The sequence below is a fragment of the Trichocoleus sp. DQ-A3 genome, assembly GCF_039961975.1.
In the GTDB taxonomy this organism is placed as follows: Bacteria; Cyanobacteriota; Cyanobacteriia; order Cyanobacteriales; family FACHB-T130; genus FACHB-T130.
This window is the reverse complement of sequence record NZ_JAMPKC010000003.1, coordinates 350,659-374,356: the sequence shown is the minus strand read 5'-3', so window position 1 is coordinate 374,356 and position 23,698 is coordinate 350,659. Positions and strand designations below refer to the sequence as shown.

The following is a 23,698-nucleotide window of genomic DNA, read 5'->3' as shown; positions in this document are numbered from 1 at the left end:
AGATGCGACTACAAACAGCCACGATGACAAGACATCTTACTCCCTAGCCTCGGAGTACGCTGGCTCAATCACTCGACCGCGTCGGAGCAAGCGATCGCCTTTAAACAAAGCGGGAGTTATCGTTACAGACTCTTTCGCGGCAGGATCGATACTTGGCTCGAAATCAAAATACTCGCGATGAGTATCATCCGCCTGGTAAATCTGAACCCGAATCCCCTGTTCCATTAAAATCTGTGGCAGCAGTTTGGTAAGTTCAAGCGACATCTGGGGTTTCCCTAGAATTGACGCACCCATTAGTCTCTGAAGCAGATTCAACAGTTCTGGTAGCTCTTCTATTCCACTATCATCAAGCGGTTTTTTTACTTCCTGAGTCCGGGCGACTGCTAAATCAATGGTGTTCAGGGCATCGGTCAGGTTGTCTAGAAAGACTTGGCTATCAACGCGAACGATCGGCTGGGGCGCTTCTACAGGTTGAAGAGAAACTGAACGATTGGCGCGATCGCGTTTATCGATTTGGAACACCACTTCTAGTCCAACCAGCAGAGACACCAGCAAGATATCCATCCAAGCTCCTGGTGCATCTGAAACCAAGGAGAATAGAGAATCTAAAATTCCTACGCAGATGAGTCCCTGTAGCACTTTCAGGATTATGGTTTTGGGAGAAACCCTTCCGACTGGGTTAGCACTCTGCTGAGGCTTTGGCTCCAAAACTTTCGTCTCATTGGCAGCGGTGAGAGTCCCCAAGGACTGCCGCAAAGTGTCCAGGAATAAAGAAGCCAGACGTACTTGAGCGACGCTTAACTCGCCAACGTAACTGCTCTGAATATTATCGAGTCGCTTTTGAACCAGCTTAACGACCTGCTCCGGGCTAGTTGCCTTATCAATCTCTGTCTGAACTTCGCTCCGTTCTTTGGTAAAAAGTGTATATAGTGTTTTCATCGCAAATTAAGACTTCAGCGTTGCTAAAATATTGAACAATCGGTTATTTTACTAAAATTTTATATAAGTGCTAAAGCTAGTTTTATAAACTGATTTTTACAAAGCATTTTTAAGTTTAGGAAGTTTATCAATATTTTTTTCAAAATGTCATTAGTTGAATTTGCTTAAAAAGGGACAAAGTTAATCCCAAACTTTCTGTTTACCTTGATACTTTACCTCTAATAGCTCGGTAAGGAATATTGCTATTTTTCTTACCCAGCAAAAGTTTTGAGAAGAGCTTCCTGCACGGTACTTAACTATAAAGATAACTTTTACGGCTAATTCTAACTTCTACCCTAAGGAACAGCGCGATCGCTAGTGGATTATCAATGGCATTCTAGCAATCGCACTCAGAAGAAGCTCAGGAGAATTAGAGCCGAAGCAGCGGAGCGATCGCCTTGATATAGTAACGTTGAGCAAAATCAGTTAACTAAACTAAGCTTCACTGTTAAAATAGCTGCTAAATATTTTTATTTTGGCTGGAATTGCGAGGCAGAGTTTCGATGGCATACTTGCTGGGCAAATTTTAGCGAACTGATAAGAATGCTAACTTCTACTTTAGAGCGAAACTAATAAAAAATAATTCGCTCTAAGGTACGGAAAAGAGAACTTGCCTTGGAGGTATAACCGAACCTACTATTTTTTGAACTGCTGTTAAGCTCAAGCCACCTTTAGATATTGAGCATCATGGGAAAGGTAGCTGGAATTAGTTTAGGTGCGACAAATTCTTGTATTGCAGTGATGGATGGGAAGCAACCCATCGTCATCGCCAACGCTGAAGGATTTCGCCTCACTCCTTGTGTTGTAGCTTACACTAAGAACGGGGACACATTGGTTGGTAGGATTGCTAAACGTAACGCACTGATGCAGCCAGAAAACAGCTTTTACTCTGTTAAACGCTTCATTGGACGCAAATACGATGAAGTTATCGACGCAGCAGATAAAGTTTCTTACCAAGTTCTACCCGATAGCAATGGCGGCATTAAAATCAACTGTCATCATGTAGGCAAAGAATTTACTCCTGAAGAAATTTCTGCCCAAATTCTGCGTAAACTTGTTGATGATGCCAGCAAATATTTGGGGGAAGAAATAACTCAAGCGGTTATTACTGTTCCTCCCTACTTCAATGATTTTCAACGTCAAGGCACCAAAGAGGCTGGGAAATTAGCGAATTTAGACATCCTCCGCGTCATCAACGAACCGAATGCTGCTTGCCTTGCCTACGAACTAGATAAGAAAAATAACGAAACTATCCTCGTCTTTGACTTAGGCGGTAGCTCGTTAGATATTAGCATTCTGGAAGTAGGTGATGGTGTATTTGAAATTTTGGCTAGCAGCAGCGACCCTGACCTTGGTGGTGACAACTTCGACCAAAAAATTATCGATTGGCTGACTAACCAATTTCAAAGTCAAGAAGGTCTCGACTTACGCCAAAATATACAGGCTTCCCAACGGCTTACAGAAGCAGCCGAAAAAGCAAAAATAGAGCTTTCCCTCCTTACGCAAACAGAAGTTGACCTACCCTTTATTACAGCCACCCCAGATGGGCCAAAACATCTCAACGCTACCCTTACTAGAGCTGAATTTGAAGAAATGTGTTCTGAGCTTTTAGCTCGCTGTCGCCTTAACATCGAACAAGTAATTAAACAGGCGAAACTAAGCCTTAGTGACATTAATGTTGTTGTCCTGGTTGGTGGTTCTAGCTGCATTCCGGTTGTCCAAGACTTAGTGCAGGAGGTGACGAATCAAGAACCCTTGAAAAGCATTAACCCGGACGAGGCTGTAGCAATTGGGGCTGCTATTCAGGGGAAAGTAGCCAGAAGAGACAATTCCATTTATTGCATGAGGGATGTCACTCCTTTATCTTTGGGAATCGAAACTATAGAGGGTACTATGACAAAAATTATCTCCCGTCATAGTAATATTCCTGTCATCAAATCTCAAAAGTTTTATACTGCAACTTATGGGCAAACCAGTGTAGAAATAAATATTTTAAGGGGTGAACGAGAATTCGCTAAAGATAACCAGAGTTTGGGGATTCTTCGATTAGATGGGCTTTCTTTGGAGAGAACAGAAATTCAAGTAACTTTCGACCTTGATGCCAATGGTATTCTGAATGTTTATGCCAAAGAAATAAGCACCGGAAAAGAGCAATCAATTAGCATTATCGGCGCTGCCACTATCCCTGCAACTGAAGTGGAGAGTATGGTGAGAGATGCAGAACGCAATGCTGAAGCCGATCGCATACTTCGCCAAAAGATTGACATGGCGAACTTGATAGAAGCTCGTAAAAATGAGGGACAAAAACTTAAAAGTTACTCTTTGAAACTAACCTCCAACGATAACTCAGATTTCAAGACTGGAGATTTTACCAAGATGAATGATGCTTATCGGGTTCTTTTTAATTTGACGAATCAACTGGTAGAGCAAGTGCTTGCTGCCCAGAAAAGGCAAATCGAAGGGTTGTTAAAGGATTTAGAGAAAGCGATCGCTCAAGGGAATTATGATCAGATCACTTCGCTTGGTAATGAATTGCAACAACTCATGATGCAGATAGGTGATGCTGCTTCGCCAAGAGCGATCGCGACTATTGACGATGAATTCTATGAAGTGATTTGAGCTGCGAAGGGTAGAATATCTACCCTTCCTCAGAGTGATCGCATCTTAATATCGCTTTCTTTTTGTGATGTTACACATCAGATTCCTCAACCCCCGCTCAATGGCGGCAGTAAACGGCTTGGTTGCAGCCATATCAACTAATATTGTCTTTCCTCCCTTAGCTGAGCAACTGGGAATTTTAGAGCCGGGATTTTATTTGCGCGATCGTTTCAAAGTTTGAAGACTCCGTTTTATTGGAGACGGGGACTTTTAATGTTTGACGATTGCTCGAAAAGCTCTTTATGGAACTACTGGCTAATTGGAACAGCAATAGCATTCAAAACTGGCAGTAGTTTAATGCCGTATTCTGCCTCAAAAACGTCTTTTTTATAATCTAAACTCCAGATTTCTAAGGCACAATCATCATCCGGTTGAGTTGGCTTTAGGTGGAGCTGAAGTTCTTTCGTTTCCTCGTTGTATTGGCACTGCACTTCCCGAATTGCCCCAATTTGTCTCCGGTCAAGAGCCACTGCTAATCTGAGCAAGGCACTCAACTGAGCAACGATCTGTCGGTGCTGTTTAGTCGGCAGATTTTGATAGTTCTCGTGCTTTTTCCTCGGCGCACTCTTGCGGTGATAGCGGGCTAAATTCGCAATTACATCAATTTCGGCTTCCGTATAGCCTAAAAGTTCACCGTTGCGAATTAAGTAAAAAGAGTGTTTGTGGTGGGAAGAATGACTGATATGGTGTCCGCAATTGTGTAAAATTGCGGCTGCCCAAAGTAGTTCCCGTTCTTCTGAACCCCAGTGATGGAGGATGCCTTGGGTTTGGTCAAATAAGCTAAGGGCAAATTCTGCGACTCGCTGAGCGTATTCCAGGTTAACGCCGTATTTACGGGCGGTTTTGATTACATTACGCTCGCGTACAGAACTTTGGTAGCGCAGCTTGTCTTCGATCAAGCCGTGCGCGAGCATCCAATCGACGATCACTCCTTCGCGGAGACTCCGTTCGCAGACCGTTAGCAATTCAGCGCCTAGCAGCGTCATCGCTTCTTGTAAAATAACCGCCCCGGCAACAATAATTTCTGACCGCCGCTCTGACATTCCTGGTATGGCGGCTCGTTCTAAGTAATTGAGCCTTCGCAAGCGATTCACTAAGTCTCTCAAGTCATTAAGACTCAGCTGGTAGCCATTTAGCGAAAAGGGGTTAGTACCTAGTTTTTCTCGCGCGTGTATCGTCACCAGCGTCTCAATCGTCCCGGACGTTCCCACTAAACGCGGCTGTTCCCCTGGTTGGAGAACTGCCCGCAATTCATCAACGGCTCGTTCTAGCTGTCCGCGCACATAAGCTTGTAGGGACTGAAATTCGCCATTGCTGATGGGATCTGTGGTAATCAATTCTGCGGTTAGTCGGACGGCACCGACTTTAGTGCTGCTGAGCGATCGCGGTTCGTGACTATCCCCTAAAATTAACTCGGTCGAACCGCCGCCAATGTCAATAATGATGTGGGGATGGTTATTTAATTCCATTCCCGACAGCACGCCTAAGTAAATTCTCCGGGCTTCTTCTTGACCGGAAATTAGGTTGACAGATAAGCCCAAGTCTGCCTCTACTTGTTTTAAAAAGTCTCGCCCGTTGGGAGCTTCTCTTACCGCACTAGTTGCTACGGCGATTATTTGTTCGGCGTTGAGACTTTTGGCAATTCCCTGGAAACGGCGCAAGGCTGCGATCGCTCGTTCCATTGCCGCTGGTGTCAGATTGCCCGTCTTTTTATCGCGATCGCCCAGTCTCACCGTGTCTTTTTCTCTGGCAATAATCGAAAAAGCAGGCAGCTTGGGTTGAATTTGCACGACTACCATGTGCAGGGAATTGGTCCCTAAGTCAATCGCAGCGAGAATCCGATCTCGATCCACGCTAGGAGTTGAAACACCCGCAGAATTATCTTTAGCGTTGGCAACTAAATTGACCATTTCGATGTATCCAGGGTTGCAGAACCAGCCGAGATTTGATGAATAAGGATATTCTATAGGGGATAAAGATGTGATTAATGATATTTCTGGATACTCATTTTTCTAGACCATGCTGACCCAGCAAGAACATAAAGAAACAGAACCCACCTGGCTTACAGTCGTCCGGCTTTTGAGATGGGATAAGCCAGCAGGACGCCTGATATTGATGATTCCGGCACTATGGGCGGTCTTTCTGGCAGCAGCAGGAAAGCCACCGTTGCCGCTGGTAGGGGTGATTGTACTGGGTACTTTAGCGACCAGTGCTGCCGGGTGTGTTGTCAATGATTTGTGGGATCGGGATATCGATCCGCAAGTAGAAAGAACGCGATCGCGTCCCCTCGCCTCTCGCGCTTTGTCGGTCAAAACTGGCATCGTCGTTGCCTTGGTAGCGATGAGTTGCGCTGGGGTTCTCGCACTCTACCTTAATTCCCTTACTTTCTGGTTGTGCGTGGCGGCAGTTCCCGTAATTATTTTCTATCCCACCGCCAAGCGTGTGTTTTCAGTGCCTCAGCTAGTGCTGTCGATTGCTTGGGGTTTTGGCGTGCTGATTAGCTGGACTGCTGTAACTGCCAAGCTAGATGAACCCACCTGGATTTTATGGGGCGCGACGGTACTCTGGACACTTGGATTTGACACCGTTTATGCCATGTCAGATCGGGAAGATGACCGGCGGATTGGCATTAATTCTAGCGCTTTATTTTTTGGCAATTATGCGGCTGAAGCTGTTGGTGTCTTCTTTACTGGCACGGTTATTTTGCTTGAATGGCTGGGAATTGTGATGGATCTAAAGCTAAGTTTTTGGTTGGCTTTGAGTTTTGCAACCTTAGCCTGGATTTGGCAATATTCGCGACTCAGCCAAAAAGATATCCCGACGCCAGTGTATGGTGAAACTTTTCGCCAAAATGTTTGGATTGGCTTTATTTTACTGGCTGGAATGATTGCCGGTTCTCTGTAGGTTTGGGTTTGTAGGGGCGACCTTTGTGGTCGCCCTGAGTTATAAATTGGATGAGCGCGATCGGGCAAGTTTGAGTTAATTGTGCCAAGCTTTGTAAAAATCTGGATAAGTCATATTTTGGCTACAATGCCAAATGATGCGATCGCAAGCTTCAAAGCGATAAAAACAGTTTTTAAAAACCTGTTCGTCTAGATAATCCTTTAAGGCAGTAACGACTTGCATTAATTGGCTGGTTTGGGAAATTCTCTTGAAGCTGTCAGCTAGACGCTGGAGGCTGTCAGCTAGACGCGGGAGGAAGTATTCATCTTCATTCTCATCCTGAACCGTTTGAATGAACTGGATGAGGGTCGCAACTGCCGTTTCATCGCTTGCATGAATTTCCCCTAAACTACAAGCTGCTTGCCTACGCCAATAAGCTTCCTCAGAAGTTTGAACAAGTTTAACTAAGGTAGCGATCGCTATTTTATTACCTGGGTCAATTCGCCCTAAGCTTTCAGCCGCAGCCCAGATATCAGATTCATCCTGAGTAGTCTGGATTAAATTAATTAAGGCAGCGATCGCTATTTTATTACCTGGGTCAATTCGCCCTAAGCTTTCAGCCGCAGCCCAGATATTAGATTCATTCTGAGTGGTCTGGATTAAATGAATTAAGGCAGCGATCGCATCTTCATTTCCTGCACCAATTCGTCCTAAGCAATCAATAGCTTTCCAAAGCCAAGAATTAGGCTGATTTTGAATTAGATGAGCCAAGGCATTAATTGCGAGTTGATGACTGGGGTCACTACTCTCCAAGCTATCGACTGCTCGCAGAGGAGGGTAATCCTTTGGAGAGGTTTGAACTAATTCAAATAGAGCATCGAGCGCGAGTTGATGGCGATCGCCAGTTCGTACTAGACTGTCAGCTGCTCTCCAACGGATAGTTTCATTCTCAGTAGTTTCTAGTATCTGGGATAGAGTAGCGATCGCATCTGTATTACCTGGATCGATCTTCAATAAATTGGCGGCAGCACTACAACGGATCGCTACATCCTGAGTAGTTTCAAGTATCTGGGATAGAGCAGCAATGGCAGTTTGATTACCAATGGCAATTTTTCCCAAAGCCTCAACCACTTCCCAATAGATGTAAAACTGACTTGAGGAAATACTGTCTGGACAAAACTGCGTTTTCTGCATCAGCTGGATCAAAGCAGCGATCGCGGTTTCATTGCCTGCGCCTATTTTCCCTAAATTCCTCGCTGCATACACATGAATGGATTCATCATAATGGCGACTCTGTTCTTTAGGAATAAACCGATCTTCTGCGATCTGCATCAGCTGGATCAAGGCAGCGATCGCCGTTTCATTACCTGCACCAATTTCCCCTATCCTCTCAGCCGCATCTCGAAGTATCTGCACTTGGGCTGGAGTAGTCTGAGTCAGCTTTACTAGAGCCGGGATTAAGATGGGATTGCCAGGGTCAATTTCGCTTAGGTTAAGAATGACCTTCAACAGCGTCAATTGATTCTGTGTCACCTGAATCAGCAGCCTTAAGGCAGCGATCGCTGTTTTATTCCCCGGATCGAGTCTCCCCAATCGAACAGCCGCGTGTCGGAGAGTAAGCCGACTCTCAGTCGTATGCAATAGCTGGACAAAGGCAGCAATTACCCGTTCTCTGTCCGTCGTTTCCAGTGTTTTTCTTGCTGCTTCAGCCAGCCGATCGGGAAATTTTTTCCAGTCTTGTTTGTCCTGGTTGAAATAGACATAGCTCCATTTGAGCAACTGTCCGACAATTGCATCACCCAAGCTACACTCCTTGAAGTGAGCGATCGCCTCTGCTGCTAGGAAATATGCACGGGTATGATAAAAATCTCCGCATCCGTCGTCAAAATCTACCAGAGCCTTGATAAACTCTTCTTTTTGCTCCTTTGCCACATCCTCTCGCCCAAACCAGTGCAGAATCTCTGCTTTCCACTGCGGCTTAAAGATGCGGTAAGTGCCTTCTTCTAGATTGTGAGAGTGGTGAAAGAAATAGCGCCAATCATGCATTGCCTCCTACCCACCAAAGATGTGGGACGAAAGAATTTAAGAGCTGCTACATCACTTTGCTATGAAGTTTGTTTGATATAGCCTAGTGTTGCAATAGTAACTTAAATTTTCACTTTGCGGGTTAGGCACTGCCTCTTACCGACGATATTAAAGCTAATGGCGAAAAGCTAATCTGTATGAAAAAAACCATCATTGGCGTTATGGGGCCAGGTGCCAACGCCACCGAAACCGACTTACAAAATGCCTACAAACTAGGCAAACTCATCGCCCAATCGGGATGGATATTGCTGACTGGCGGTAGAAATGCGGGTGTGATGGATGCGGCGAGTAAAGGTGCAAAAGCTGGCAATGGTTTAACAATTGGCATTCTTCCTACTAACGATACCAGCGCTGTTTCTGATGCCGTAGATATTGCGATTGTTACCGATATGGGAAATGCGAGAAATAATATTAATGTCCTCTCCTCTAATGTTGTGATTGCCTGTGGCATGGGTGCGGGAACGGCTTCGGAAATTGCCCTGGCTTTGAAGAACTATAAAAAAGTGATTTTATTAACGAATCATCCAGAAAGTACGGCTTTTTTCCAAAGCTTGTCTGAAGACTCTATTTTGATTGCCAATACTCCAGCAGCGGCAATCGAAATGGTTAGAGGAGTTTTGAGCGATCGCCATTAATTATCCCTTTGGGTAGATGCAACAGGAAGAAATTAGTGGCTAGTCCTGCCTAAATTGGCACAAATCGTTGATTTTGGCTGTCTCTCGACTTTTAAGGTACAATCCAGTGGTTAAGTTTTATATCGCTAGCGATCGCAACCTCGATCGGGCGAGACTTATATCCTTAAGAAGAAAAAAACTTCTCCATTAGTTTTAAGCTAGAAAGCAGTTAGCAGAGGATTGAACACAATGGCATTTGAACTACCCCCTTTACCTTACGACCAAGACGCTTTAGAGTCGTCAGGTATGTCGGCGCGGACACTTGAGTTCCATTACGGCAAGCATCATGCTGCTTACGTGAACACTCTTAACAACCTAGTTAAGGACACAGAACTAGCCGACAAGTCGCTTGAAGAAATCATCAAGGCAACCTACAAAGCCTCAGACAAAGCTGCTGTATTCAACAACGCTGCTCAGGTATGGAATCATACCTTCTATTGGAATGGCATCAAGCCAAATGGAGGCGGCAATCCGAGTGGCGAACTAGCGGAAAAAATTAACGCCAGCTTCGGTAGCCTTGACAAATTCAAAGAAGAGTTCAAAAATGCCGGAGGCACTCAATTCGGTAGTGGTTGGGCTTGGCTAATCAAGGATGGCGATACCCTAAAAGTAACCAAGTCTCCGAACGCAGAAAACCCGATTGCCTACGGACAAACTCCCTTGCTAACAATGGATGTTTGGGAACATGCCTACTATCTGGATTACCAGAATAGCCGCCCCAACTTCATGCAGAACTTTGTTGACCACTTGATCAACTGGGACTTTGTTGCCCAGAATTTAACGGCTGCTGCTTAAATAACAGCTGATGTTTCAGTTACATCAAATTTAATCATCTGGAAAACAGCCACGTTAGTAGTGGCTGTTTTTTTATTATCTGTAAACTTCGGCTGCCTGTATCTTTAAAGAAGATAAATTCACACCAGATAAATCATGGATAGCAAAGAACTAGCCCAATACATTGAAGCCACAGATAGCATTTCCAAGCCTTGGCTATTAGTGCAATTGCGGCTAAAAAAACTCCAAGAACGCCGCCCGACTATCTCTCCAGAGGAATATGTTCAAGAATTAGCAGATATTCATCAGGACTTGATGAATCTGGGTGAGTGGTGGCGGGGAAGGGAAGAGGAGGTATTTGGTTAATAAAACTCATCGAATCGCTATCGTCAGCTGGGTAGAGACTTGGCAACGCGTGCGGGTGAAGTATCCAGTTAAAGGAGGGAGTAGCGATCGCTCGCCCGGAGCCTGCCTTGAGAGCATAAACCTATCGCTTTTGCATGAGGTCATGATATTTAACGCCTTTCTGTAGATAGGTTTTGGGTCCTCTAAGTCAGGATACGATGAATTAATAACACAGCCAGAATTAAGATAAGCGCATTTTAAAAATGAGTGCTAAAACAATCAGCGCGAATCTGCGATCAATTCAGATGGAATTCACTGGTTGGTGTTGCAAGTAACAATGAATACCTGCCAGCCTGACTGCCATTAGAATTATGTCAAAAGCGAAAAAGACCGCAGCAACACACCATAATATTGACCTAAACCATCCGCAGTACTATTTCAACCGCGAACTCAGCTGGTTGGAGTTTAACAATCGAGTTTTGCATGAAGCGATCGATCCTCGGACGCCGCTGCTAGAACGCCTGAAATTCATGGGGATTTTTAGTGCCAACTTCGACGAATACTTCATGGTGCGCGTTGCTGCTCTTAAGCAACAGGTGGAAGCAAAAGTGAGCCAGCTGACGCCCGATGGTCGGACACCAAGCGACCAGCTAGAAGAGATTAGCTTGGCAGCGCGACCTCTGGTAGCACAACAGCATCAACACTTTGAGAAAGCATTGCGACCCTTGATGACCGCGCAAGGCATTCATCTTCTAGACTACGTGGATCTGAACCAGGAACAGCGGGCTTACCTGCAAAACTATTTTGAAGAGCAAATTTTCCCAGTTCTGACCCCCTTAGCTGTTGATCCCAGCCATCCTTTTCCCTATATGTCTAACCTCAGTCTGAATCTGGCTGTGGTGGTGAAAGACCCAGACACGGGGGAAGAACTGTTTGCTAGAGTGAAAGTCCCAAAAGTTTTACCTCGATTTTTGCCCTTACGGTTGGAGTCCGGGCTGGGAAGTCGGTCGTCTGGACTCGAAGAGGAACGATTCCGGAATGAACGCCTGATTTGGATGGGTGTGCCCCTAGAACAGGTAATTGCTCATAATCTAGAGTCACTGTTTCCGGGGATGAATATCCAGGAATATCACCCCTTCCGAATCACTCGTAATGCAGATTTGGAGGTGGAAGAAGATGAAGCCGACGATCTGATGCTAGCGATTGAGCAAGAACTGCGGAAACGTCGGGTGGGTGGTTCGGCGGTACGGATGGAAATTCAAGCTTCAATGCCCGAATCCATGAAAGGGATGCTGATGCGGGAACTGGGGCTGTTGGAGCGGGATGTTTACGAGGTGGACGGGCTATTGGGGCTGGCAGACTTGATGTACTTCATGCAATTGCCACTCCCGGAACTGAAAGACCCTGTGTGGACGCCAGGGATACCCCCACGCCTGCGGCGGCTCAGTGAAGGAGATTTGGATGAGGGAGAAGATATTTTCTCGGTCATTCGCACCGCAGATTTGATGGTTCACCATCCTTATCAATCTTTTGGAGGAACGGTACAGCGCTTCATTACCCAAGCGGCAATCGATCCAAATGTGCTGGCGATTAAAATGACTCTCTACCGAACATCTGGGGACTCGCCGATTCTCAATGCCCTAATTACAGCGGCTGAGCATGGCAAGCAAGTAGCGGTTCTGGTGGAACTAAAAGCCCGTTTTGATGAAGAGAACAATATTAACTGGGCACGCAAGTTAGAACAAGCGGGCGTTCATGTGGTCTATGGTTTGGTGGGTTTAAAGACGCATACCAAAGTGGTTTTGGTGGTACGCCGAGAAGAAAACCAAATTCGCCGGTATGTCCACATCGGCACGGGGAACTATAATCCCAAAACCGCTCGAATTTATACAGATGTGGGGCTATTAAGCTGCCGTGAAGACTTGGGGGCGGATTTGACGGATTTGTTTAATTACTTGACGGGTTACTCGCGGCAACGGTCTTACCGCAAGTTGTTGGTGTCGCCAGTGAACTGCCGCGATCGCTTTTTGAGTTTGATCCACCGCGAGATAGAACATTGCCATCATGGCAAAAGCGGTCGAATTGTCGCCAAGATGAATTCACTGACAGATCCCCAACTCATTGCCTCGCTTTACGAAGCTAGCATCGCTGGGGTAAAAATCGATTTGATTATCCGCGGAATTTGCTGTCTGCGACCCGGTGTGGAAGGAGTCAGTGAAAATATCCGGACGATTAGTGTTGTCGGGCGTTATCTAGAACACTCGCGGATTTTTTACTTTCAAAATGCTGGCAGTGAGGAAGTTTATATCGGCAGTGCTGATTGGATGCGCCGCAACTTGGATCGACGAGTAGAAGCGATCGCGCCAATAGAAGATCCCGAAATTTCTAAAGATTTACAAGAAATCTTAGGAATTATGCTCGCCGATAACCGTCACGCTTGGGATTTACAACCAGATGGTCGTTACATCCAACGCCACCCCGGTGACAAGGAAAGAGAACAAAGTGCCCAGAAAATTTTGATGGAAATGGCACAGCAATAGGGTAGTGGGAAACGAGCGTGTTGAGTTTTGAATTTTGAGTTTTGAATAAAAAAGAGTGCTTTAATTCAAAACTCAACACTGATTCCTTGAAACTTTTTCCCAATTATCTATAACCTCTAACATTGATTCCCCCTCCCCCCCTTGCCAACTGCTCCAGACCGTCCGACACTGGTTTTGGGAGTTGACTGGCAATCGAGAGGTTTGAAGTGAAAAAAGTTCTAAGCATTATTCTCGGAGGTGGCGCTGGCACCCGCCTTTACCCGCTGACCAAGTTGCGAGCGAAGCCAGCCGTGCCTCTGGCAGGAAAGTATCGCCTAATCGATATTCCGGTCAGTAATTGCATTAACTCAGAAATTTACAAAATCTACGTTCTGACCCAATTCAACTCAGCTTCCCTCAACCGCCATATTGCCCGCGCCTACAGTTTCGCAGGGTTCACAGAAGGGTTTGTGGAGGTGCTAGCCGCCCAGCAAACGCCAGAAAACCCCAACTGGTTCCAAGGCACTGCCGATGCTGTCCGTCAGTATCTCTGGCTGTTGGATGAGTGGGATGTTGATGAGTACCTGATTTTGTCAGGAGATCATCTCTACCGCATGGACTATCGCCAGTTCGTGCAACGCCACCGCGACACTAATGCCGATATCACCCTCTCCGTTGTGCCAATGGATGAGCGACGGGCGTCCGATTTCGGCTTAATGAAAATCGATGATACCGGACGGGTGATAGATTTCAGCGAAAAGCCTAAAGGCGATGCTCTCAAGGAGATGCAGGTCGATACGACAACGCTGGGATTGAGTGCGGAACAAGCGAAGAAAAATCCCTACATCGCCTCAATGGGGATTTATGTCTTCAAAAAAGACGTGCTGATGCATCTGCTGCAAACTAACCAAGAGCGAACCGATTTTGGTAAGGAGATTATCCCCGCTTCGGCGCAGGATTATAACGTTCAAGCTTATTTATTTAATGACTACTGGGAAGATATTGGAACGATGGAGTCGTTCTACGAGGCGAACTTGGCTCTCACCAGACAACCGCAGCCGCCTTTTAGTTTCTACGATGAGGATGCTCCGATTTACACTCGCGCTCGTTACTTACCGCCCAGTAAGCTGTTAGATTGCCAAATCACCGAGTCGATAATTGGGGAAGGCTGCATCCTGAAAGAATGCCGGATTGAGCATTCAGTTTTGGGAGTGCGATCGCGCATTGAATCGGGTTCCTTAATTGAAGACTCCCTCGTCATGGGTGCCGACTTATACCAACCCTTCGCCGAACGACAAGCTCACTGTGAAGACGGTAAAGTTCCCTTGGGAATTGGTTCGGACACCCGGATTCGCCGCGCTATCATTGACAAAAACGCCCACATTGGTTGCAATGTGCAAATCATTAACAAAGACAGGGTGGAAGAAGCCAACCGCGAAAGCGAAGGTTTCTACATCCGTAGCGGGATTGTTGTGGTACTGAAAAATGCCGTGATTCCCGATGGAACCGTCATTTAGGGTGGAAATTAGTACCGGGAGTTGCTAATTGGGAAAAAGTTGAAGTAGAGACGCGATTCTCGCGTTTGAATTTGGGTTTTGAATTAAAGAACTCTCTTTAACTCAAAACTCAAAACTCTAATTACCCACTCCCAACACCGAAACATGACTCGATTAATTCTCCTAATTGGGTTGCCCGGTAGCGGCAAATCTTCTCTAGCACAACAGCTCGTAGCAGAATGCCCTCAGCATCGGCTAATTGCCACAGACGCGATCCGGGAACAACTGTTTGGGGATGAAGCGATTCAAGGGTCGTGGCTGTTAGTGTGGAGCGAAGTACAGCGCCAATTAAGCCAAGCAGTTGAGGAGAAAAGACAAGCGATTTTCGACGCGACGAATGCGGCTCGTAAACATCGCCGGGAAGCGATCGCTACTTCTCGCGATCGCGGTTTTACCCACATTACCGGCTTGTGGCTGGATACGCCAGTGCAGGAATGTCTAGAAAGAAATCGATTAAGACTCCGCCAAGTTCCAGAAGAAGTTATTTTACAGATGCACCGCCAACTGGTAGACGCTCCGCCCACCCTAGCTGATGGACTCGATCGTTTAATCCGTTATTCAGCGACAAGTACGGAAATCGCGATCGCATCAGTGCGGAAAAGCCGAACTTATATCCATTGACTGATTTGATACCCTATCTCTGAGAAGGTAAAAAATAAAACTTAAACTAAATATTTAGACGAGAGGAGGGAGTTTGATGGCTGCGACCGATTTTAAAGACTATTACGCCATCCTGGGAGTTACTAAAACCGCTAGTGCCGATGAAATCAAAAAAGTCTACCGGCGACTGGCACGAAAGTACCACCCCGACATGAACCCTGGCAACAAAGAAGCTGAAGCTCGCTTCAAGGAAGTCAGCGAAGCCTACGAAGTGCTATCCGACCCAGAAAAACGTAAAAAGTACGATCAGTTCGGACAGTACTGGAAACAAGTCGGGGAAGGATCGTCACCCTATCCAGGCGGAGTGAACGTTGATTTTGGCGGCTTTGACTTTAGTCAGTACGGCAGTTTTGATGAATTTGTCAACGATCTCCTGGGCGGTTTAGGGGGTGCCAGTGCCCGTTCTGGCAGCCGTGCTGGACGCCGCACGACTTATCGCACTTCTACAGGCCCCACTGGGTATACAGACTTTGGCGGGTATTCTGGCTTCGATCCGCAAGCTGCCGCAGCCGCCGATCGAGAAGCGGTCATCAAACTCAGCCTATCCGAGGCTTTTCATGGCGTCCAGAAGCGTTTAGATTTAGGCAATGAAGCCATTGACGTTCGGATTCCTCCGGGTACGAAACAGGGCAGTCGAATTCGCGTCAAAGGCAAAGGTTCAGTCAGCCCCTATACTCAGCAGCGGGGTGACTTGTACTTAACCGTGGAGCTGCTGCCCCACTCGTTCTTCCAATTCGATGGTGATAATCTCGTCTGCGAAGTGCCGGTAACGCCAGATGAAGCCGTGTTGGGGGCACCCGTGGAAGTGCCGACGCCGGATGGTTCTGTCACTGTCAACGTTCCCCCTGGTGTCCGTTCGGGACAATCTCTGCGGTTGCGCGGTAAAGGTTGGCCCAATCCTAAAGGCGGACGTTCCGATCAGCTGGTAAAGATTTTGATTGTGACGCCGAAAGAACTCAGTGCTACGGAACGAGAATATTACGAGAAAATCCGGGAGAGCCGCACCTTCAATCCCCGCAGCAATTTGCCGCAGGTACGGCTGTAGACGTTATCCGAGCTTTTCATCTGAACCCCACCCCTTACTCTCCCCCAAAGAGGTAAGGGGTTTCATTTAGGGGGAAGGAGTGGTTGTTTGTGCCGGTTCAGGAGAAGCAGTGGTCGTTTCAGCCGGTTCAGGTGAGGGAGCCGGAGGGTTTTCCACGCCGATATCAAGTTGATAATCAACGGGCTGGGAAGCTTCGGAAACAACGATGAATTCGTAGTAGCCTGATTGAGGCAAGGTTCCCGACCAAGTTTTTTCGGTGGAGTCTTCGAGGATTGGGGGAAATGTACTCGTTGGGGGGTAAAGGGAAAGCCGCAGTTTTGAACTCCCCGTAAAGTTAACTGCTAATAATTGATTTTGGGCAAAGTTGCCGATGTAGGCTTTTCCTTCTCCTGGTTGGAGGGTGCCGCTGACTCGTTTGCCCACTGCCCCTGGAGCAAAGCGAATTGTTTCCAGCGCCTCTTGAGATTGCACTGCTTTGACTTTCTCCCCAGCGATCGCGTGCCAGATTTGACCGACTGGCTGATTGATAAAATCTCTGCCCCGCTGTTCTGGAAATACTTGGAAAAATGCCACATCTGCGAGATCGTAGAGGGCGCGACTGCTCAGGTTTCGCTGGTTGACTTGCCCTTTCCAGCGATCGCGATCCGCTGCACCATAGCTTCCTAAACGCTGTCTCGCTGCGCCTGGTAATTTCGCCTGATCTAGCTTATCGAGCAATTCAGTTGCGATCCGATCCCATTGCTCTCGTAATTGCTCATTTTCTGGCCCATTCCCCAGCGTGCGCCCTAGTTGATTGGGGTTCTGAGTCCAGAAAACTTCATTCACCCAGTTGACATAGAAATTGTAGTTAACTCCGAGACTTTGACGGCGATCGCGCAGCTGTTGCTTGCGTGCCTGTTCCGCAGGCGAAAACTGCGAGGAAGGATTTTCCTGATCGACGGGCGGCGAAGAACTGGGTGAGGGTGTGGCATCGGAGGTTTCTTCCCCAGACTTCGATAGTGATTGTATCCAAAGATTGCCAGCCCACCAGCCGATTCCAGTCGCGCCCGTAATCAGCAGCGACACGACCAAAGTTTTTCCCACTAAACCGAGAAAGGGAGATTGCGGTTTGGGGGCTGGCGGCGGTAATGGATTGGGGGTTGGGATGGGCTGGGTAGCGTTGGGGATTGCCTGTGGGGGGTTGGCGATTGGCTGGGGGGGCAGGGGAATTTGGGCACGAGCCACCACCATTGTCGGTGCCATCGGGGGTTTGGTGGGCGGCTGAGTGGGAGAAAGATCGGGTGCTGGGGCAGGCGAGTGGGCAGATGAAAGGCTCTGTAGCACGGCGCTGGCAGATTGATAGCGATCGCCCGGTCGTCGTGAAAGCATTTTATCCAACACCGCCCCCAGAGCGGGGCTAAGGTTCACGTCCCGCCGCCAGTTCCACAAAAGCGTTCCATCGTCGATTAGCTCTTGCGGCTGTTTACCCGTGAGCAACACCAACATCGTTGCTGCCAAAGCATATAAATCGCTATGGGGAAACACAATTCCCCGTTGCATCTGTTCATCGGGGGCGTATCCGGGCTTACCTAACCGAGTATGGATGGTCGCTGTTTCCATCCCTGGTGTCTCGCTAAACTCCGATTCCACGGTGGCTGCGACTTCCTTGACGCCACCGAAGTCAATCAAAACGGGCAGTTGGTCAGAAGCTCGCGAAATCATGTTATCTGGGGCAATATCGCGGTGAATGACCCCCATCGAATGGATATATTCCAGAACTGGTAAAATTTGCAGCAGAATCTGCCGTACCTCTGCCTCGCTAAACCGCGCTCCTTGATGTTTCCGACTTTCGAGAAGCGCGCGATAAGTTTGACCTTCCACATAGTCTTGTACTAGAAAGAGGCGTCCGTTCCCTCGCTGGTTTACCCGAAATAACTCTCGAAAGTTGGGAATTTGCGGGTGTTTCAGCTTGTAAAGGACACCCGCTTCCCGCTCAAATAGTTCGGAAGCTTTTTGCAAAGCGTAAGTGCCTTGCACCTTGGGGGCAAATTCCTTTAAAACACAGGGTTCGTTGAAGCGGTTGAGGTCTTCAGACAAATAGGTGCGTCCAAAGCCACCGTGTCCCAATTCGCGCACAATTCGATAGCGATCGCCCAGCGTCATCCCCGGCAAAACAGTATTACTCACCACAGCAGGTAGCGGTTCGCCACAATGCTGGCAAAAGCGACCATCAATGGGATTCTCGTGTCCTTTGGTGCAATAGAGGGGCATGATTAACCTGGGGCAATTCTGTGGAAGATCCAGTAACGGTATAACAAATTGACCGAGATTCTACCAAGTAATGCGATTGATGAAAGCGATTGAAAGCGATCGCCTTCCCTACGTTAGCCTGATCTTAAATACAAAACTGAGAGGGAGGACAATGCTAGAAGAACAACGTCAACGGGTACTCACCGCTTTTCAATCGTTCCTGGGTACTCCCCTCCAGTGGCGGCTGCAACAGTATCGCAGCACCTCCCCAGAAGCCGCTACGATGCAATTATTCCACGAGGTTTCTGCGAGTGTCCCCGCCTACCAAGCTTTTGTGAAGGAACAAGGTATCGATCCGGATTCGATACAAACTTTTGAAGATTTCCAAAAACTTCCCTTCATTACCAAAGAAAATTACCTGTTGCGTCACTCCCTTGCAGACTTGTGCCGCAATGGACAATTAGAAGCGTGCGATACGATTGCTGTTTCCTCCGGTTCAACGGGAAAGCCGACATTTTGGCCTCGTTTCCTCACGGATGAACTGCAAATCGCGATTCGCTTTGAACAGATATTTCATGATAGTTTTCAGGCTGATACCCGCCGCACCTTGGCTGTCATCTGCTTTACCTTAGGGACTTGGGTTGGGGGAATATACACAGCAAACTGCTGTCGCTATCTCGCCAGTAAAGGATACCCGATTACAGTGATTACTCCTGGCAATAATAAAGAAGAGATATTTCGAGTCGTGCAAGAACTGGGTTCTGCATTTGAGCAAGTGGTGCTGCTGGGATATCCACCATTTTTGAAGGATGTCATTGATAGTGGCATAGCGCGGGGTGTGGAGTGGCAGCAATATCACATCAAAATGGTGTTTGCGGGAGAAGTCTTTAGCGAAGAATGGCGCAATCTTGTCGGAGAAAGAGTCGGTTCTCAAAATCCTTGTTATGACTCTGCTTCGCTTTATGGGACAGCCGATGCAGGCGTCTTGGGCAACGAAACCCCGCTGAGTATCCGCATCCGTCGATTTCTGGCAGAACATCCAGATGCTGCTAAGGCATTATTTGGGGAATCTCGCTTGCCAACGCTGGTACAGTATGACCCACTGAGTCGCTTTTTCGAGGTTCACGAGGGCACATTGCTGTTTTCCGGCGATAACGGGATTCCGCTGATCCGCTATCATATCTCCGATACGGGAGGCTTAATCCCTTACGATGAAATGCTCCAGTTTTTAGCAGAATGGGACTTCGATCCAGTCGCGGCGTTGCAAGGTGAAAGTGCCATTCCTCATCCCGAAACCTCCGGTTTAGGGCTACCCGAACTCAATCCGGCGGCGCGGGCTACACAAAGAGGAATTCCTCCCTTACCGTTTGTTTATGTGTTTGGACGGTCTAATTTCACGGTTTCCTATTTCGGCGCAAATATTTACCCGGAAAATGTGACGGTGGGGTTAGAACAACCCAGGATTCGAGAGTGGGTGACGGGTAAGTTTGTCATGCAGGTTCAGGAAGATGCAGATAAAAACCGCTTCCTGTCGGTGGTTGTGGAGTTAGCGCCCCAAGTGGAAGCCAGTGAAGACAAGCAGGAAGCGATCGCATCTTCAATTTTGTCCCAGCTACAACGCCTCAACAGCGAGTTTGCAAACTATGTCCCCCCAACCTACCAAATGCCGCAAGTTACCTTAACTCCCACCGGCGATCCAGAATATTTTCCGATTGGGGTGAAGCATCGCTATACTCGCCAATAATTTCTGCCAATAATTTCTATAATTGCGTGCCTAATTCGTGCATTGCCTGAATAATCGGTTTCAAACTTTCTCCTAAAGGGGTCAAAGAATATTCCACTTTTGGGGGAATCTGCGGATAAACCTGACGATGGATAATTCCGTCTTCTTCCATCTCTCTGAGTTGCTGTGTGAGCATCTTTTGAGTGATTCCCTCCAGCCCTCTTTGCAGTTCCCCAAACCGTTTAACGCCTGACCATAGTTCTGCCACAATCAAAAGCTTCCAGCGTCCGCTAATTGCTTTTAAGGTAGTTTCTGCTGGACAAGTCTTCCTTTCAAAATTCTCGCTTTTAGCTTCCATAGTATCTTTTTGGGTACTATCTTACTTTAAAGTGCATACTTTACACTTTATGGTTACATTTTTTAAACTATAAATATACAAAAATAAGGCACCAAAGAAAGCCAAGGACAAGCAAAATGAGTGAACCCGTCATTGTAGATACAAAACCTATCATTCTTGCGCTTGAATTGGGTACTTAAATTTTGGTGTAGTTGCGGTCAATCTCACAATCAACCTTATGGCGATGGTTCCCATCAAAACACGGAATCCCCCCCTGTAAAGTTTGTAATGAAAGACAAAAAACACGTAGCAGTATGCCAGTGTGAGTAAACCAGAAATCCACCGTTTTGTGATGGTTTGTACAGTAAACTTTAGTATTATTCATGACAAAACCGTAGCCTGTCTAAATAAAGTTTACTTGTACCAACTGGCAACAGATCCCATTTTTTTAGTCTGCGAAGGGAGACGCAATAAATCGCCTTTCTACAACCAGGATAACTCTAGGCTCTAGCCGCTGGACATTCAAGTTAAATAGGAGATGAAAATGATTGCAATTCGGAAAGCAGAAGAACGCGGACATGCCGCTCATGGCTGGCTCAATTCCTATCACTCATTCTCTTTCGCCAACTATTACGATCCCCAGCACATGGGATTTAAAACTCTGCGCGTAATTAACGAAGATAGAGTGCAAGCGAACCAAGGCTTCGGGACACATTCTCATCGAGATATGGAAATTATTTCCTACGTACTAGAAGGTGCTTTGGAGCATAAAGATAGCATGGGAACTAGCTCTATTATTCTTCCGGGTGAAGTGCAAGTTATGAGCGCTGGTACAGGAGTTACGCACAGCGAATATAACCATTCTAAAACTGACTTAGTGCATTTTCTACAAATTTGGATTACGCCAAATCAAAAGGGATTAAAACCTAGATATGAACAGAAAATGTATTCAGCTGAAGAAAAGCACGGGAATCTCCGTTTAATTGCTTCTCAAGATGGTCGGGATGGTTCGGTTACTATCCACCAAGATGCCAATCTCTACGCAAGTTTGCTCGATGCAGGACAGCAGGTTAATTATCAAATCAACCCTAACCGCCATGCTTGGCTGCAAGTTATCAAAGGCGATATCAGTTTGAATGGTAAGCCACTGGCTGCTGGAGATGGCGCTGCAATCAGTGATGAAAACCAGATAGCCATAGAAGCCAAAAATAGCACGGAATTCCTGTTGTTCGATTTGGCATGACAGCCGAAGGTTTATATACCCTTTAGGCGAAGACGATGATTCCGGTCATGGTTTTTAAGTAAACAGTTCTTTAAGTAAGAGAAATCAAGCGATCGCTTGATTTCTCTTATTTATTTTTTGGTTCTAAGGAATTCGTTTACCTCCAGGTAAAAATGGTATGATTACAGGCAAAAGTATAACTAGCGATGCAGATTACTCAATGTCTCCATGCAGCCATTCTCGTTTCTGACTTGGAACGAGCCGAGCAATTTTATGGGAACGTGTTGGGATTATCGAAGGTGGATAGAGTGCTGAAATTTCCCGGCGCATGGTATCAAGTCGGCGAGTTTCAAATTCACCTGATTGTTGCCAACTCTATACCATCAGATTTAGTCAATTCTGAAAAATTAGGTCGGAATCGGCATTTAGCCTTCTTGGTCGCCAACTTAGACGCTGCTAAGGAGAAGCTTATGGCTCACAACTACCCCCTACAAATGAGCGCTTCTGGTCGCGCTGCGCTGTTTACTCAAGATCCTGATGGCAACATCATTGAGTTAGGTGAATGAGCTGTCAACCATGAATCCTAATCAGGGCACTTTGGGAGCATCCCGCAAATTGCGAATACCTGCCCACACGCTAGAAGCGCGGGGGTACAGGAACGAAGTCTACCGACGCAAGCTAAAATTAAACTCTTCAGGCTGCTTCCGGCAGCTTGGTACATTAATTGTGCAATGAAAATCATTGCATATTCCTATACTGACCCGTTGCTTGAAGTTGCGCCCGATCCCTTAATTTGGGGTTGGGAAATCGATAGCGTTTATCAAGATTTAGGGGAACGTCAACAACTACGTCAGCTGTTAGAAGATTGTAAAGAAGAACCCGTTAATTATTTATTAATCCGACGATTGGCAGAATTGGGAGACTCGGTGGAAGAAGTATGCGATCGCATCCTCGATCTCGAATCCCTCGGCATTCAAATTATTACTACCGAGTCAGTCGCGTATCATCAAACACCCCTGCAACTCCTGCAAGAAATTCAGAATCGGCAGCGCAGCGATCGCATCCGTCAAGGACACGCTCAGCGGCGGCTCAAAGCCTCGCCAGCGCCTGGAAAAGCTCCTTACGGCTACCGACGAGGTAAAGACCGCTATATCCTAGACCGCAGCGCCGCGCCGGTCGTCAAAGATTTTTTTGAACAATTTCTGCTGTATGGTTCTTTACGCGGTGCGGTGCGATATCTAGAAAAGAAATACGGCAAGAAAATTTCCGCTTCTACGGGACAACGCTGGCTAACGAACCCAGTCTATCGGGGCGATACTGCGTATAAAAATGGTGAGATTCTCTCTGATACTCATACTGCCATCGTATCTAGGGAAGAAGCCGCGCAAATTGACCGATTGCTGCGCCGTAACCGCCGTTTGCCTCCTCGTACCGCTAGTGCAAACCGTTCTCTAGCGGGATTAGTGGTTTGTAGGGAGTGCCAGTCGCCAATGACGATTACCCGCGTTACCGCCTCCCGCAAACAGGGAGAATATCTTTATCTGCGCCCAACCAAGTGCCTTAAACAGCCCAAATGTAAGGCTATTTCTTATCAGGAAGTATTGGAGCAAACGATTGAGAGAATCTGCCAGGATTTACCCCGCGCAGTAGCGGCGGTGAATGTTCCCAATATGGATGGAATTAAGGGCACGATTACCCATGAAATTGCCGCGAAGCAAGATATCTTAGCTCAGTTGCCGACGCTTACAGAGAATGGCATTTTAGATTCAGAAACTGCCCAGTTACGCGCCTACAAGCTACGCACAGAAATCTCTCAATTGCAATCGCGGATGGCGAGTCTGCCGCCAGTAGATTTACAAGCGATCGCGCAGGCTGTATCTATCTCACAATTTTGGCTAGATTTGTCAGAATCAGAGCGACGATTCTACTTTCGAGAATTTATTCGCCAGATTGAAATTAACCGCCAGGATTCATCTTGGGAGATCCAGCTAGTTTTCATCTTTTAGCGAT

The 23,698-nt window shown here is 46.9% G+C and carries 19 protein-coding genes; 14 read left to right on the top strand and 5 right to left on the bottom strand.

The features are described 5' to 3' along the window. Nucleotides 1–36 precede the first annotated feature (36 nt). Entirely contained in the window at nt 37–939 is a 903-nt protein-coding gene (locus tag NDI44_RS08050; protein WP_190410735.1) for a hypothetical protein, read from the bottom strand. A 726-nt stretch (nt 940–1,665) separates the two neighbouring features. Between NDI44_RS08050 and dnaK the strand changes: the two genes are divergently transcribed. Next, on the top strand, nt 1,666–3,597 hold the full coding sequence (gene dnaK / locus NDI44_RS08045) for a molecular chaperone DnaK (protein WP_190410734.1): 1,932 nt from the start codon (nt 1,666–1,668) through the stop codon (nt 3,595–3,597). Nucleotides 3,598–3,884: 287 nt separating this feature from the next. On the opposite strand, the gene NDI44_RS08040 is transcribed toward dnaK, so the two are convergent. After that, the gene (locus NDI44_RS08040; RefSeq protein WP_190410732.1) at nt 3,885–5,546 is read right to left on the bottom strand and encodes a Ppx/GppA phosphatase family protein; all 1,662 of its coding nucleotides are present in this window, start codon (nt 5,544–5,546) and stop codon (nt 3,885–3,887) included. A 109-nt stretch (nt 5,547–5,655) separates the two neighbouring features. Between NDI44_RS08040 and NDI44_RS08035 the strand changes: the two genes are divergently transcribed. After that, nucleotides 5,656–6,540 carry a 4-hydroxybenzoate solanesyltransferase gene (locus tag NDI44_RS08035; protein ID WP_190410731.1) on the top strand — a complete coding sequence of 295 codons (885 nt, stop codon included), beginning with the start codon at nt 5,656–5,658 and terminating at the stop codon, nt 6,538–6,540. Nucleotides 6,541–6,615: 75 nt separating this feature from the next. Here NDI44_RS08035 and NDI44_RS08030 read toward each other — a convergent pair whose 3' ends face one another. Further along, nucleotides 6,616–8,565 carry a HEAT repeat domain-containing protein gene (locus NDI44_RS08030; protein WP_190410730.1) on the bottom strand — a complete coding sequence of 650 codons (1,950 nt, stop codon included), beginning with the start codon at nt 8,563–8,565 and terminating at the stop codon, nt 6,616–6,618. A gap of 176 nt (nt 8,566–8,741) precedes the next feature. Here NDI44_RS08030 and NDI44_RS08025 point away from each other — a divergent pair, with 176 nt between their 5' ends. From NDI44_RS08025 to NDI44_RS07995, 7 genes are all read left to right on the top strand, one after another. After that, nucleotides 8,742–9,239 (top strand): TIGR00725 family protein, encoded by a 498-nt coding sequence (locus NDI44_RS08025; protein ID WP_190410729.1) that lies wholly within the window; start codon nt 8,742–8,744, stop codon nt 9,237–9,239. A gap of 228 nt (nt 9,240–9,467) precedes the next feature. Further along, on the top strand, nt 9,468–10,073 hold the full coding sequence (locus tag NDI44_RS08020) for a superoxide dismutase (protein WP_190410728.1): 606 nt from the start codon (nt 9,468–9,470) through the stop codon (nt 10,071–10,073). Nucleotides 10,074–10,208: 135 nt separating this feature from the next. After that, nucleotides 10,209–10,418, top strand: a complete 210-nt coding sequence (locus tag NDI44_RS08015) for a hypothetical protein (RefSeq protein WP_190410727.1) — start codon at nt 10,209–10,211, stop codon at nt 10,416–10,418. A 350-nt stretch (nt 10,419–10,768) separates the two neighbouring features. Beyond that, nucleotides 10,769–12,937 carry a polyphosphate kinase 1 gene (gene ppk1 / locus NDI44_RS08010; RefSeq protein WP_190410726.1) on the top strand — a complete coding sequence of 723 codons (2,169 nt, stop codon included), beginning with the start codon at nt 10,769–10,771 and terminating at the stop codon, nt 12,935–12,937. A gap of 206 nt (nt 12,938–13,143) precedes the next feature. After that, nucleotides 13,144–14,433 (top strand): glucose-1-phosphate adenylyltransferase, encoded by a 1,290-nt coding sequence (locus NDI44_RS08005; RefSeq protein WP_190410725.1) that lies wholly within the window; start codon nt 13,144–13,146, stop codon nt 14,431–14,433. A 144-nt stretch (nt 14,434–14,577) separates the two neighbouring features. After that, entirely contained in the window at nt 14,578–15,093 is a 516-nt protein-coding gene (locus tag NDI44_RS08000) for an AAA family ATPase (RefSeq protein WP_190410724.1), read from the top strand. Between the two features lie 76 nt (nt 15,094–15,169). Beyond that, a complete protein-coding gene (locus NDI44_RS07995; RefSeq protein ID WP_190410723.1) occupies nt 15,170–16,177 on the top strand; it encodes a DnaJ C-terminal domain-containing protein in 1,008 nt (335 codons plus the stop codon). A 66-nt stretch (nt 16,178–16,243) separates the two neighbouring features. Here the strand turns inward: NDI44_RS07995 and NDI44_RS07990 are convergent, their stop codons facing one another. Continuing rightward, nucleotides 16,244–18,427 (bottom strand): serine/threonine-protein kinase, encoded by a 2,184-nt coding sequence (locus NDI44_RS07990; RefSeq protein ID WP_190410722.1) that lies wholly within the window; start codon nt 18,425–18,427, stop codon nt 16,244–16,246. Between the two features lie 151 nt (nt 18,428–18,578). Between NDI44_RS07990 and NDI44_RS07985 the strand changes: the two genes are divergently transcribed. Continuing rightward, entirely contained in the window at nt 18,579–20,150 is a 1,572-nt protein-coding gene (locus NDI44_RS07985; protein WP_190410921.1) for a phenylacetate--CoA ligase family protein, read from the top strand. 16 nt (nt 20,151–20,166) lie between these two features. Here NDI44_RS07985 and NDI44_RS07980 read toward each other — a convergent pair whose 3' ends face one another. Further along, entirely contained in the window at nt 20,167–20,487 is a 321-nt protein-coding gene (locus NDI44_RS07980) for a helix-turn-helix domain-containing protein (RefSeq protein WP_190410721.1), read from the bottom strand. A gap of 523 nt (nt 20,488–21,010) precedes the next feature. On the opposite strand from NDI44_RS07980, the gene NDI44_RS07975 reads away from it, so the two are divergent. The 4 genes from NDI44_RS07975 to NDI44_RS07960 all read left to right on the top strand — a co-directional run bounded on the left by NDI44_RS07975 (nt 21,011) and on the right by NDI44_RS07960 (nt 23,694). Continuing rightward, nucleotides 21,011–21,709, top strand: a complete 699-nt coding sequence (locus NDI44_RS07975; protein WP_190410720.1) for a pirin family protein — start codon at nt 21,011–21,013, stop codon at nt 21,707–21,709. Between the two features lie 185 nt (nt 21,710–21,894). Next, nucleotides 21,895–22,254, top strand: a complete 360-nt coding sequence (locus NDI44_RS07970; protein ID WP_190410719.1) for a VOC family protein — start codon at nt 21,895–21,897, stop codon at nt 22,252–22,254. A gap of 10 nt (nt 22,255–22,264) precedes the next feature. Next, nucleotides 22,265–22,423, top strand: a complete 159-nt coding sequence (locus NDI44_RS07965) for a hypothetical protein (RefSeq protein WP_190410718.1) — start codon at nt 22,265–22,267, stop codon at nt 22,421–22,423. Further along, nucleotides 22,420–23,694: a recombinase family protein gene (locus NDI44_RS07960; RefSeq protein WP_190410717.1), complete on the top strand. Its 1,275-nt coding sequence runs from the start codon at nt 22,420–22,422 to the stop codon at nt 23,692–23,694. Before NDI44_RS07965 ends, NDI44_RS07960 begins: the two co-directional genes overlap by 4 nt. Nucleotides 23,695–23,698: the final 4 nt, after the last annotated feature.

Excerpts from the sequence above, each read along its gene's own strand:
- NDI44_RS07995 (WP_190410723.1), top strand. The coding sequence starts at position 15,170 with ATGGCTGCGACCGATTTTAAAGACTATTACGCCATCCTGGGAGTTACT.
- NDI44_RS07960 (WP_190410717.1), top strand. The coding sequence starts at position 22,420 with ATGAAAATCATTGCATATTCCTATACTGACCCGTTGCTTGAAGTTGCG.
- NDI44_RS07985 (WP_190410921.1), top strand. The coding sequence starts at position 18,579 with ATGCTAGAAGAACAACGTCAACGGGTACTCACCGCTTTTCAATCGTTC.
- dnaK (WP_190410734.1), top strand. The coding sequence starts at position 1,666 with ATGGGAAAGGTAGCTGGAATTAGTTTAGGTGCGACAAATTCTTGTATT.
- NDI44_RS08025 (WP_190410729.1), top strand. The coding sequence starts at position 8,742 with ATGAAAAAAACCATCATTGGCGTTATGGGGCCAGGTGCCAACGCCACC.
- ppk1 (WP_190410726.1), top strand. The coding sequence starts at position 10,769 with ATGTCAAAAGCGAAAAAGACCGCAGCAACACACCATAATATTGACCTA.
- NDI44_RS07980 (WP_190410721.1), bottom strand. The coding sequence starts at position 20,487 with ATGGAAGCTAAAAGCGAGAATTTTGAAAGGAAGACTTGTCCAGCAGAA.
- NDI44_RS08030 (WP_190410730.1), bottom strand. The coding sequence starts at position 8,565 with ATGCATGATTGGCGCTATTTCTTTCACCACTCTCACAATCTAGAAGAA.
- NDI44_RS08050 (WP_190410735.1), bottom strand. The coding sequence starts at position 939 with ATGAAAACACTATATACACTTTTTACCAAAGAACGGAGCGAAGTTCAG.
- NDI44_RS07965 (WP_190410718.1), top strand. The coding sequence starts at position 22,265 with ATGAATCCTAATCAGGGCACTTTGGGAGCATCCCGCAAATTGCGAATA.
- NDI44_RS08000 (WP_190410724.1), top strand. The coding sequence starts at position 14,578 with ATGACTCGATTAATTCTCCTAATTGGGTTGCCCGGTAGCGGCAAATCT.
- NDI44_RS08040 (WP_190410732.1), bottom strand. The coding sequence starts at position 5,546 with ATGGTCAATTTAGTTGCCAACGCTAAAGATAATTCTGCGGGTGTTTCA.
- NDI44_RS07990 (WP_190410722.1), bottom strand. The coding sequence starts at position 18,427 with ATGCCCCTCTATTGCACCAAAGGACACGAGAATCCCATTGATGGTCGC.
- NDI44_RS08035 (WP_190410731.1), top strand. The coding sequence starts at position 5,656 with ATGCTGACCCAGCAAGAACATAAAGAAACAGAACCCACCTGGCTTACA.
- NDI44_RS08015 (WP_190410727.1), top strand. The coding sequence starts at position 10,209 with ATGGATAGCAAAGAACTAGCCCAATACATTGAAGCCACAGATAGCATT.
- NDI44_RS07970 (WP_190410719.1), top strand. The coding sequence starts at position 21,895 with ATGCAGATTACTCAATGTCTCCATGCAGCCATTCTCGTTTCTGACTTG.
- NDI44_RS08020 (WP_190410728.1), top strand. The coding sequence starts at position 9,468 with ATGGCATTTGAACTACCCCCTTTACCTTACGACCAAGACGCTTTAGAG.
- NDI44_RS07975 (WP_190410720.1), top strand. The coding sequence starts at position 21,011 with ATGATTGCAATTCGGAAAGCAGAAGAACGCGGACATGCCGCTCATGGC.